This window comes from Hymenobacter busanensis, from assembly GCF_008727865.1.
GTDB classification, from domain to species: domain Bacteria; phylum Bacteroidota; class Bacteroidia; order Cytophagales; family Hymenobacteraceae; genus Solirubrum; species Solirubrum busanense.
Window position 1 is genome coordinate 426,920 of record NZ_VTWU01000001.1, and the last position, 12,022, is coordinate 438,941.

General features: G+C 62.3%; 8 protein-coding genes. 6 read left to right on the plus strand and 2 right to left on the minus strand.

All coding sequences use genetic code 11. From position 1 onward, the window contains the following. Nucleotides 1–141 precede the first annotated feature (141 nt). Both F0P96_RS01820 and F0P96_RS01825 read right to left on the minus strand, forming a co-directional pair. The gene (locus tag F0P96_RS01820; RefSeq protein WP_160620038.1) at nucleotides 142–1,590 is read right to left on the minus strand and encodes a RagB/SusD family nutrient uptake outer membrane protein; all 1,449 of its coding nucleotides are present in this window, start codon (nucleotides 1,588–1,590) and stop codon (nucleotides 142–144) included. Nucleotides 1,591–1,602: 12 nt separating this feature from the next. After that, nucleotides 1,603–4,776, minus strand: coding sequence for a SusC/RagA family TonB-linked outer membrane protein (locus tag F0P96_RS01825; RefSeq protein WP_160620036.1), 3,174 nt, complete (start codon nucleotides 4,774–4,776; stop codon nucleotides 1,603–1,605). Between the two features lie 609 nt (nucleotides 4,777–5,385). Here F0P96_RS01825 and F0P96_RS01830 point away from each other — a divergent pair. From F0P96_RS01830 to F0P96_RS01855, 6 genes are all read left to right on the plus strand, one after another. Beyond that, complete coding sequence (locus F0P96_RS01830) at nucleotides 5,386–6,810, plus strand: alpha/beta hydrolase-fold protein (RefSeq protein ID WP_151077031.1); 1,425 nt, start codon at nucleotides 5,386–5,388, stop codon at nucleotides 6,808–6,810. A gap of 390 nt (nucleotides 6,811–7,200) precedes the next feature. After that, complete coding sequence (locus tag F0P96_RS01835; protein WP_151077032.1) at nucleotides 7,201–8,685, plus strand: anthranilate synthase component I family protein; 1,485 nt, start codon at nucleotides 7,201–7,203, stop codon at nucleotides 8,683–8,685. Nucleotides 8,686–8,756: 71 nt separating this feature from the next. Then, nucleotides 8,757–9,329, plus strand: a complete 573-nt coding sequence (locus tag F0P96_RS01840) for an anthranilate synthase component II (protein WP_151077033.1) — start codon at nucleotides 8,757–8,759, stop codon at nucleotides 9,327–9,329. 66 nt (nucleotides 9,330–9,395) lie between these two features. Then, nucleotides 9,396–10,394, plus strand: a complete 999-nt coding sequence (gene trpD, locus F0P96_RS01845; RefSeq protein WP_151077034.1) for an anthranilate phosphoribosyltransferase — start codon at nucleotides 9,396–9,398, stop codon at nucleotides 10,392–10,394. Between the two features lie 68 nt (nucleotides 10,395–10,462). After that, complete coding sequence (gene trpC, locus F0P96_RS01850) at nucleotides 10,463–11,296, plus strand: indole-3-glycerol phosphate synthase TrpC (RefSeq protein WP_151077035.1); 834 nt, start codon at nucleotides 10,463–10,465, stop codon at nucleotides 11,294–11,296. Nucleotides 11,297–11,311: 15 nt separating this feature from the next. Continuing rightward, nucleotides 11,312–11,989 (plus strand): phosphoribosylanthranilate isomerase, encoded by a 678-nt coding sequence (locus tag F0P96_RS01855; protein WP_151077036.1) that lies wholly within the window; start codon nucleotides 11,312–11,314, stop codon nucleotides 11,987–11,989. The last annotated feature ends 33 nt before the right edge of the window (nucleotides 11,990–12,022 follow it).

Genomic DNA, 12,022 nt, shown 5'->3' on the forward strand with positions numbered 1-12,022 from the left:
AACCACTTGAGTACCACAGATGGTCATCAAACAATACATGGTAGCTACAAACCCTAGCGACCTGTAGCTTACAAACCCTGTAAGCACAAAAAAAGCCCCGCAGCACTGCTGCGGGGCTTTTCGTTTTACCAGAGCTAAAGGCTAGTCGCCGGTGTTCTGCTCGATGTTGGGGTTGCCGTTCACCTCGCTCAGCGGAATGGGCAGTACCCGGCCCGAGTTGAAGGCAATGCCGCGGCTGGGCAGCTGCAAGCGGCGCAGCTGGTGGTAGCGGTCATTTTCCAGGAACAGCTCCAGCCGACGCTCGTCGCGCACGAGGGCCAGCAGGTTTTGCTGGCCGGTGGTGCTGTTGTCGGCAGGGCGGCCGGCGGCGGCGCGCACGGCGTTGACATCAGCGCGCACGGCCGATTCCGAGGCGCCACCTTGCGCAGCGCGGGCTTCGGCGCGCGTCAGGTACATCTCCTGCAGGCGAATGATGGGCACGTTAGCTGGGTTGGTAGCAAACGCGTCGTTGCCGCGGAACTTGTTGCTGTAGGGGTAGGGAGTGGGTGTCGTTGGGTCGCTGACTTCGTTGACCACCACCAGCGAATCGTAGCGCAGGCCGCCGCGCTGGCGAAGCGCATCAGAAATGCTGTTGGGGCCTTCGTTCAGGTACAGGCGCACGCTGCTGCCGAAGTAGTTGTAGAACGCGTTGCGCAGTGAGCTGGCCTGGTCGGAGCCCTGCTGGTTCACGATCTGGAAAATCACGCTGCTGTAGCGTTGCCCGGCACCTACTTGGCGGAACGGTCCCACCACCGATTCGGGCGGCGTGCCCAACGAGAAACCGCCGTTCTGAATCACGTCGTCGGCTTGCTGGGCGGCGTTGCTGTAGTCGTTCTGATCGAGGTACACGCGGGCCAGCAGGGCTTTGGCGGCCCACGAAGTAGCTCGGTCGGCGTTTTGCGTGGGAAGCAGACCAGCCGCAGCTTGCAGGTCGCTTATTACCTGAGCGTACACTTCGCCCACGGTATTGCGGCCTACTTTTTGGGCGGCTTCATTCGACGACAGCACCCGGGTACGGAGAACGATGCCAGGATCGGAGCCGGGGTTGTTGCTGTAGGGCTTGGCAAACAGGCGTACCAGCTCGAAATGCGCAATGGCCCGCATGAACAGCGCCTCGCCCTTGATGCGGTTTTTCGTGGCTTGATCGGCTGTGAACAGGTTCTTGTCAACAGCTTCCAGTGCCAGGTTGGCATTGGCAATGGCCTGGTAGCCGTTTTCCCAGATGTTGGACCCTGGATTGCTGAAAATGCTGAACTGGCGCTGACGGAAATCGGCGTCGCCTCCCGAGCCTTGAATGGCTGTGAAGTTCAGGTTGTCGCCGAGCAATTCGCTGACAATCTGCACTTGGCCGCCGTAGAAGTTGGCGCTTTGCAGGCGGTTGTAGCCCGAAAGCAGAAAGGCATCCACTTTGGCGGGCGTATCAAAGCCTTGCTCAAACAGCAGTTCGCGGGTCGGCTTGATGTCCAGGTATTTCTCGCACGAAGTGGTCAGCACCGTGCCGGCGGCAAGGCACCCTAGGGCGAGGTAACGGGAAAGAGTATTGCGTAGCATGAGCATGTCGGATTAAAAGCCCAGGTTGAAACCAGCCTGCAAGGTGCGGGCCTGTGGGGTGGGCAGGTACGGGGCCGAGAAGGAGATATTCGCTTGGTTGTTACGTTCCAAACCACCGCCAGCATCAGCATAACGCACCACTTCGGGGTCCCAGCCGGGGAATTTGGTGAAGGTCAGGACGTTGGTGCCCGTTACGTACACGCGCAGGCGGGTAACGTGCATCTTGTCGGTGATGCCCTTCGGCAAGGTGTAGCCCAGTTGCACCGTGCGCAGACGCACGTACGAGCCGTCGTAGAGCCACTGCGTGGTGTTGTTGTTGTCGGGGTTGAAAGGACGCAGCGTTACGCGGGGCATGCCGGCGTTGTCGCCGGGCTGCTGCCACCGGTCGAGCAGTCGCGCCGTTTGGTTCCACGAGCCCAGGCGGCCACCGTTCTGGTACTTGCCGCCGTCGTCGTAAATCTTGTTGCCCCAGGTGCCCACGAACAGGAAGCTCAAATCGAGACCGGCAAAGGTGAAGGTGTTGTCGAGGCCACCTTGCAGTTTGGGGAAGGGGCGACCTACAGGCTTGCGGTTGTTCTGCTGGGCCGAAGCTGGGGTGTCGTAGCGCAGGCGAATGAGCGAGCCATCGAGGGCACGGATCAGTGGGTCGCCGGTTTCGGGGTCTACGCCGGCGTACTCGGCCAGGAAGTTGGTGCCCACCGGGTAGCCCTTGATAATGCGCGCATCGCCAGGACCGGCTTCGAATGCATCCGGCGCCAAGCCAGCAGCGTCGAGCACTTTGTTGTAGTTGGCCGACAGGTTGAGGCTGCTCGTCCAGGTAAAGCGTTCCGTGGCCACATTGCGCGAGTTCAATTCAAACTCCCAACCTTGGTTGCGAATCACCACGTCGGAGTTGGCGTTGGTACGGGCAATGGCGGCACCCGAGTACTGCACTGCTTGGTTCAGCAGGATATCGTAGCCGTACTTGTTGTAATAGGCCACGGTACCCGTCAGGCGGTTCTTCAGCAAGCCGAAATCCAACGCCACATCGAGGGAACGGTTGCTTTCCCAGCTCAGGTCGGGGTTGTCGATGCGCGTGCGGCGGCTTCCGGCCAAGCCCAGGTATTGGCCGGCTTCCGGCGTGATGGTGCCCAGGTACGAGAAGTTACCGCCCAGTTCAGAGTTGCCCGTCAGGCCGATGCTGGCGCGCAGCTTCAGCAAGCTCACCGCTGCCACGTCTTGCAGGAAGCCCTCGTCGGAAACAATCCAGCTGGCCGAGGCCGCCGGGAAGAAGCCAAAACGCTTGTTCGGGCCAAAGCGCGAAGAACCATCGGTACGCAAGCTGATTTCGGCCGTGTAACGGTTCAGCAGCGAATAGTTGGCGCGGGCAAAGAACGAAGCAAAGCGGTAGTAGTCAAACGAGTTGTAGCCGCCGATGGCCTGGCCGGCCCGGGTAGTAGCGGGTACCCGCGGGTCCCACGAAATGGATGCCGTTTCCTGGTTCAGCGCGGGGTTCAAAAAGCCTGCGCCGGCCAAGGTGTAGAAGCCCATGTCGCGTTGCGAGTTGTACTGCACTTCCGAGCCACCAACCAACGTCAAACGGTTGTTTTCGTTCAAGTCTTTGGTGTAGGTCAGCACGGCGTTGCCCTGCACGTTGTAGAAATTCACGTGCCGCTCGTCGATGGCGCCCAGGCCCGTGTTCTGGTAGAAACGGTTGGTAGGGGAGTAGAAGAACCGCTCGTACTGGTCGAGGTAATCCAACGACACCTGCGGCCGCAGCGAGAGGCCGGGCGCAATCTTGTAGTTGAAGTACACGTTGGTGAGCGTGCGCAGGTTCTGGGTCTTGAACCGGTCGTCGAGCTGCGCGGTGGGGTTGTTGCTGGTGTTAGCAAACTGGGTGCCGAAGAACGTGCCGTCGGCGTTGCGCACCGGGTAGATGGGCAGTGCGTTCGACTGGGCCGCGCCCAAGCCCCCGTTGTAGGAAGTACGCACCTGGTTGTTCTCGGTGAAGTACAGGCCGATCTGGGTGCCCAGGGTCAGCTTCTCGGAAGCATCGTTGTCGAGGTTAAAGCGCACCGAGCCGCGTTGGAAAGTGTTGCCTTTCAGCATGCTTTCGTTGCGGTTGTAGGCGCCGTTCACGTAGAAACGGGTTTTCTCGTTGCCGCCCGTGGCCGACAGGCTGGCGTCCTGGATGCGACCCGTGCGAAGTACTTCGTCGTACCAATCGGTATCGGTGGTGCTGCCAAGCAGGAAGCGGCGGTTTACCGGCACACCGTTGATGTTGGTGGGCAGGCGCGGGTTCAGGCCGGCAATGCTGTCGTTGTTGTAAGCTTCCCGGTAGAGCGTCCGCCACTCGGGACCCGAAAGCATGTCGAGTTTGCGGGCCGGCTGCTGAATGCCCACCGAGTAGTTCAGGCTGAACTGGGTAGTGCCGGCTTTGCCGCGCTTGGTGGTGATGAGCACCACGCCGTTGGCGGCGCGGGCCCCGTAAATAGCGCCTGCGGCAGCGTCTTTTAACACCGATACGCTCTCAATTTCGTCGGGGTTGATGGCCGCCAGCGGGTTCAGCGGGCTAGCCGAGGTAGCACCGTAGTTCTTGCTGCTGAAGTCCCCGTTGTTCACAATTACCCCGTCGATGACGTACAGCGGGTCGGAGCCGCCCGAAACGGAAGCCTGCCCGCGGATACGCACACGCACGGCAGCACCGGGCGCGCCGCTGGCTTGCTGTACCTGTACCCCGGCTGCCCGGCCCTGCAAACCCGCATCGAAGCTGGGCAGGGGCGTGTTGGTGAAAGCTTTCGACTCTACCTGCGACACGGCCCCCGTCAGCTGGCGGCGCTGCTGCGTACCGTAGCCCACTACCACCGTTTCGTTTAGCAGTTGAGTGTTTTCGGCTAGGTTCACGCTCACATCGGCGGTTTGGCCGGCCACTACCGTTACCGAGCGGCGCGCCGTGGTGTAACCCACAAACGACACCACCAGCGTGTGGGGTCCGGCCGGCACGTTCTGAATCAGAAACGCCCCGTCGGAGTTGGAGGAGTTGCCCAACTGCGTGCCTTCAATTAGCACCGTGACACCCGGCAGCGGGGCATTGGTTTCGTCAGTTACGCGGCCTCCCACCGCGCCCGTTTGGGCAACGGCCTGCAGGCAGCAACTGAGTAGGAGGATGAGCAGAAACCAGAGTTTCGGCAGGTAATTGTGTTTCATGGGGAACATGAAAATGGTTGAGGATGGTGAGGGGCGGGGAAACTGGGGAACAGTTGGAAAATTAGGCGACGCCAAAACGCAAACTTCCGGAAACGTTTGCGCTGTTATTCAAACAGTTTTGAGCCCTGAATTCAGGCTAAAAAACTCCGCAAGATAAAGTTTTGTTGCCGGCATTATCAATTTTTGGCTTCCCTCTTTTTTGTGTTATCACCAGATGCGAAACGGCCGTAGTGGGTTCAAATACAGCGTTTTTCACCCACAAGGTCTCACCTAAAGTGCTGATTAGGCGAACTATGACTTTGGAGTGGCAGGTACTAAAATTTCTTCGGTGATTGGGGACTCACCTACTCAGTCTAAGCCCAGATGGGCTACCCGTCTATTAATATCGAATATTTATTATTGAGAAACAGCGTAGGCTGGTAGCTGCCCCAAATAAATTACCTCCAGCAAGGTTGCTGAATGACGTAATTTTGGATTTCCAATCCCGGAATTATGTTCCCCAGGTACCAATGATTCAGTACCGAACGGGAAGTGGCTGCTTGCCGCTCCCCGCGGGGGCATCGGTACTACTTTGCGGGTCCTGCTGCGTCTTCTTTTCCCTATCTGCCCATGCGACTCTTTTCCCTGCTCCTTTTCCTGCTAAGTCCTTTGGCGGGCATGGCCCAAACCACCATGCGCCTCACCAGCGTGCCGGCCAACACCCCCGCCAACGCGACGCTCTACGTAGCCGGCAACTTCAACAACTGGAACCCCGCTGGCACCGCCTTTACCAAGCAGGCGTCGGGCACCTACGAGGTTACCCTGCCGGCCACGGTTACCGGTGTCCTCGAATTCAAGTTCACCCGCGGAGCCTGGGCCTCGGTGGAGGCCGATGCGCAGGGCGCCGACGTGGCCAACCGGCGCTACACCGTGGGCGGCGCGCCGGCTACCGTCGATTTTCAGGTGGCAAGCTGGAAAGACCTGGCCGGCGGCGGTTCGGGCTCGTGCACGTCCACGGCTTTGCAGCCCAACGTGCAAGTCATCAGCACCGCGTTTCAAATGCCGCAGCTGGGCCGCACGCGCCGGGTGTGGGTTTCGGTGCCTGCCGATTACGCCACCGGCACGCGCCGCTACCCCGTGCTCTACATGCACGACGGCCAGAACGTGTTCGACAACTGCACCAGCTTTTCGGGCGAATGGGGCGTGGACGAAACCCTGAACCAGCTGCAGCAGCAGGGGCTTGACCCAACGGGCTGCATTGTGGTTGCCGTCGACAACGACGGAGCGCAGCGCCTCAACGAATACTCGCCCTGGAACAACCCCCAGTACGGCGGCGGCCAAGGCGACCAGTACGTGGATTTTCTGGTGCAGACGCTCAAACCGTACATCGACGGCAACTACCGCACCCTGCCCGACCGCCTGAACACCGGCATTGCCGGATCGAGCATGGGCGGGCTGATTTCGCTCTACGCGGCCCTGAAATACCCCAGTACGTTTGGCCGCACGGGTATCTTCTCGCCCGCCTTCTGGTTTGCCGAAGCTCCCCTGAAAGCCTATCTGCACCAGCACCCGGCACCGGCCGGCCAGCCTACGCGGTTCTATTTCGTGTGCGGCGCGCAGGAAAGCCAAACCATGGTGCCCCTCATGCGCGCCGTGCGCGACTCGTTGCAGCGCGGCGGCTACGCTGCCGCCGACCTCAACTACCAGGTGCGCGCCGATGGCCAACACGCCGAGTGGTTTTGGAAGCGTGAGTTTCCGGCCGCTTACCAATGGCTGTACCGGCCTGCCACGCCCACCAAAACCAAAGCGCCGGGTGGTGCGGCCGTGCTGAGCGTATTTCCCAACCCGGCGGCGCAGCACGTGCTGGTGCAGTTGCCGGCCGGCTGGCACGAGGCCAAGCTGGATATCGTGGACACCACCGGGCGGGTAGTAGTGCACCGCTCGCTGCGGCAGGCCAGTACAACCGTGGATGTGGCTTCCTTGAAAGCCGGCACGTATTCGGCCCGGCTCAAGAGCGGCAAAGACACCGTAGCCACGCAATTTGTAAAAGAGTAAAACCGTTATCTTTTGAAAAATCGGCAACAACACGGCGCTTTGCGCGGTTGCAGATACGAGCATCGGCAAAAAAGATGGCCGATATTGTGAATTATGTAAATTTTACACCTTTTGGATGAAATAGTGGCAGTGAAACATTGACTTTTTTGCCATTCGCTGTACTTTTGCAGCGTCAACTGTTCACTCACCATGATCCGCGTTACCTCTCATCTTCAGCTCTGGTGGCCCTGCCCAACTCTCGGACGGGACGATTAGCCTATGTCTGGTGATGAGCGGTACCCTTTGACACTGCTCTTTTACACGACTCCGCAACAAGCCCGGCCGCCCTGCCGGGCTTGTTGCTTTTCTGCCCGGCGCGAACTGTTTTTCTCCTTTCACGCCTCCGTTGCCATGCCCGCCGCTATTCATTTGCGCACCCGCCACCTGCGCCTGCCCGCCGATACCGTAACGCCCGTCGGGCTGTACCTGCGCCTGCGCGACCAGTACCCCGGCTGCCTGCTGCTCGAAAGCTCCGACTACCACACCCAGCAAAACGCTTTTTCCTACATCGCCTGCCACGAACTGGCCCGTTTTGAGCTGCGGGGGGGCGAGTTGCTGGAGCGCCTGCCCGACGGCACCGAGCACCACCGCACGCTGACCAACCCGCGCCACGAAGCCCTGGACTGCCTGCGCCAGTTTGCCGGCCGTTTCCAAGCCCCCGAAACGGGCCATCCGTTCATCAGCGGCGGTTTGTTTGGGTTCATGGGCTTTGGCGCGGCGCAGTACTGCGAAGACGTGCAGTTTCGGAACGATAAGCCCGCTGCCGGCCCACTGCCCGATGCCCGCTACGGCTTGTACCGCTACGTGCTGGCCCTGAATCATTTCCGGCAGGAGCTGCATATTTTCGAGCATACCCCCGAAGGAGCCGAGCCCGACGAAGCGGCGCTGCAGCGCCTGCTGAGCGTGGTGCGCAGCCCCGTGCGGCCCACGTTTGGCTTTGCGCTGGAAGGGGAGGAGACCAGCAACCAGACCGACGACGATTTCCGCTCGATTCTGGCCGCCGGCCGCCAGCACTGCCTGCGCGGCAACGTGTTTCAGCTGGTGCTGTCGCGCCGGTTTCAGCAGCGGTTTCGCGGCGACGAGTTTCAGGTGTACCGTGCCCTGCGCGCCATCAACCCCTCGCCGTACTTGTTTTACTTCGACTACGGGCACTACCGACTGCTGGGCTCGTCGCCCGAGCCGCAGCTGCTGGTAAACGGGCGCGAAGCCAGTATTTTCCCCATTGCCGGCACATTCCGCCGCACCGGCCACGATGCCGAAGACGCCGCGCTAGCCGAAAAACTGGCCGCCGACCCCAAGGAAAACGCCGAGCACGTGATGCTGGTGGACCTGGCCCGCAACGACCTCGCCCGCCACGCGCAGCACGTGGAAGTGCGCCGCTTCCGCGAAATCCAGTACTACTCGCACGTCATTCACCTCGTCAGCCACGTGGCCGCCACACTGGCCGACGGCACCGATCCGCTGCAGGTAGCAGCCGATACCTTTCCGGCCGGTACGCTGTCGGGGGCGCCCAAAGTGCGGGCCATGCAGCTCATCGACGAGTTGGAGCCCACGGCCCGAGGCCTCTACGGCGGCTGCATCGGCCACCTGGGCCTCGGCGGCGACTTCAACCACGCCATTTTCATCCGCTCGTTTGTGAGCATTGGCGGCACGCTCTACTACCAGGCCGGCGCGGGCGTGGTGGCCAAGTCGGAAGTGGAGTCGGAGCTGAACGAAGTGCACCACAAGCTGGCTGCACTACGTCAGGCGCTGAAACAGGCCGCCGCCGCGCAAGAGGAAGTGCAGGCCGTGGAAATCAGACCGGCCGCGGCTGAAGCCACATCCACATCCAGGTAAGGCATTGGTCGCGTCGACGTAGCAAAGTCAGCCTTCAGCAAACTCTTCCATCAGCACCAGCGAAGCACCTCATGAAGATTCTCGTTTTTGATAACTACGACTCTTTCACCTACAACCTCGTGCAGGTGCTGCGCGAGCTGGGCCACGGCGACCAGCTGACGGTGCGCCGCAACGACCAGCTTAGCCTCGACGAGGTGGAAGCCTACGACGCGGTGCTGCTTTCGCCCGGTCCTGGCATTCCTTCCGAAGCCGGGCTGATGCCCCAACTGATTCGGCGGTACGCGCCCACAAAACGCATGCTGGGCGTGTGCCTCGGCCACCAGGGCATTGCCGAAAGCTTTGGCGCCGAGCTGCTGAACCTGCCCGAGGTGCTGCACGGCGTGGCTACCGATGCTGTGGTGTCGGTGCCCGACGAGCGGCTGTTTCAGGGCCTGCCCGGGCGGTTCCTGGTAGGGCGCTACCACTCGTGGGCCGTGTTGCCCAGCTCCATGCCCGCTTGTCTGGAAGCCACTGCCTTCGACGACGCTGGCGAAGTAATGGCTCTGCGCCACCGCCAGTTCGACGTGCGCGGCGTGCAGTTTCACCCCGAATCCATTCTGACCGAACACGGCCACCGGCTGCTGCAAAACTGGCTCGATGGCTAACGGGCCCGCCCGTCCGTCTTTCTTCGCTCTACTACTTACTACCTGCTTACCCACACCGCCGCTACCGTGAAAGCCACCCTCACCGCCCTCTTCGACCACCAAACCCTCGACCGCGCCGAGGCCCACGACGTAATGCTGCGCCTGGGCCAAGGCGAGCTGAACGCCGCCGAAACGGCCGCCTTCCTCACCGTGTACCGCCTGCGCCCCATTACGGTGCCCGAGCTGGCCGGCTTCCGCGACGCGCTGCTCGACCTCTGCCGCGACCCGCAGCTGGATACGCACGAAGTACTCGACATCGTGGGCACCGGCGGCGACGGCAAAAACACGCTCAACATCAGCACGCTGGCGAGTTTTGTGGTGGCCGGCGCGGGCTACAAAGTGGTCAAGCACGGCAACATCGGCGTATCGTCGGCGGTGGGAGCTTCCAACATCCTGGCCTACTTCGGCTACGACTTTGATGCGCCGAATGAGCTGCTGCAGCGGCAGCTCGACGTGGCCAACATTTGCTTTCTGCACGCGCCGGCATTCCACCCGGCCATGCGCCACGCCGGGCCGGTGCGCCGCGAATTGGGCCTGCGCACGTTCTTCAACATGCTCGGCCCGCTGGTAAACCCCGCCCGGCCCGCCGCGCAGCTCCTGGGCGTGTATAGCCTGGAGCTGCTGCGCCTCTACCAGTACCTGCTGCAGGAAACCGGCACGCGCTACGCCGTGGTGCACGCCCTCGACGGCTACGACGAGCTGAGCCTGACCGGCGAAGCCAAAATTGCCACTTCCGGCGACGGCGAAACCCTGCTGAGCGCGGCGGCCCTGGGCCTGCCCACCTGCTGCCCCGACGACCTGGCCGGTGGTCAGACGGTGGAAGAGTCGGCTCGGCTGTTCCGGCAGGTGCTCGACGGCAAAGGCACCCGCGCCCAAGTAGACGTGGTGGCCGCCAATGCTGCCCTCGGCATCCGCTGCCTCAACACCAGACTCTCCCTGCCCGATGCGCTGGAGGCCGCCTACGAGTCGCTCGACTCGGGCCGCGCCCGCCACGCCTTTACCGCGCTGCTCACCACGCAGGCGTAATTTCTTCGTCGCCTTTCACGCCGCTTGGGGTGCCGCCCAGAAACCGGGCACCACTGGTGGCCTTCGCCATGACCTCTACCGTTTCACCCCCCGACGTGCTGGCCCGCATTGTGGCTCACAAGCAGCTGGAAGTGGCCGAGCGCCGCGCACTCGTGCCGCCCAAAAAACTGGAGCAAAGCCCGTATCTGGCGTCGCCCACGTTGTCGCTGGCCGGCTACCTGCGGCGGCCCGAACTGAGCGGCATCATTGCCGAGTTCAAGCGCCGCTCGCCCTCCAAGGGCTGGATCAACGAGTTTGCGCCGGTGGAGCGCACCACGCTCGGCTACATGCAAGCCGGCGCGTCGGCGCTGTCCGTTCTCACCGATACCGAGTTTTTCGGCGGCAAAAACGAGGACCTGACCACTGCCCGCCGCTTCAACCTGTGCCCTATTCTGCGCAAGGACTTCGTGGTGGACGAGTACCAGCTGCTCGAAGCCCGCAGCATTGGGGCCGATGCCGTGCTGCTGATTGCGGCCGTGCTGGAGCCGCAGCAGGTGCGCCGCCTCGGTGAGCAGGCCAAGGCCCTGGGACTGGAAGTGCTGCTGGAAGTGCACGACCGCGCCGAGCTGGAGCGTACGCTTGATGTATCCCTCGACGCGGTAGACCTCGTAGGGGTGAACAACCGTGACCTGCGCGACTTCTCCGTGAGCTTCGACCGCAGCCTGGAGCTGGTGGAGCTGCTGCCCGCTCACCTCGGCCGCGTGGCCGAAAGCGGCCTGCGCACCGCCCAGGACATTCAGCTGCTGCGCCGCGCCGGCTTCGAGGGTTTTCTGATTGGCGAAACATTCATGCGCCACGGCCGGCCCGAAAAAGCCTGCGCTACGCTTGTGCAGCAGCTGCGCGACCTGGAACCTGCCCGCTAATTGTCGTCCCCGCTCATGCCCACTATCGCCGCCTCTGCCCAACGCAATCTGCTGCCGGTGCCCAATGCGGGCCGCCGCCTGGTGAAAGTGTGCGGCCTGAAATACCCCGATAATGTCGCCGCCGTGGCCGCCCTCGGCCCCGATATGCTCGGCTTCATCTTCACCCCGAAGTCGCCGCGCTACGCGGCCGATACGCTCGATGCCGCCCAGCTGCGCGGCCTGCGCGTAGCCAAAGTGGGTGTGTTCGTCAACGAGAAGCCGGCCGTTATCCGGCGGTTGGCCCTGCATTTTGGGCTCGACGCGGTACAGCTGCACGGGCAGGAGTCGGCGGCCGAGTGCGCGACGCTGGCCGCAGCGGGCTTGCCCGTTCTCAAAGCCTTCGGAGTAGGAGAGACCTTCGATGTGCGGCGGCTTGATGATTACGCTCCGCACTGCTCGTTTTTCGTGTTCGACACGGCCGGACCGGCGGCGGGTGGCAACGGGTTTGCCTTCGATTGGAGCCTGCTACAGGCCTACGACCTGCCCACGCCGTATCTGCTGGCCGGCGGCCTCGGGCCCGAACACGCGGCCGAACTCCGGCAGCTGCAGCTTCCCGGCTTGGCCGGCTTCGATTTCAACAGCAGGTTGGAGCTGGCGCCGGGCCTCAAAGATGACGCATTGGTGCAGCGCGTGCTGCGCGAGTTGCGCAACTGACACTTCCCGCGGCATCCGCTGCGGGCTAACACT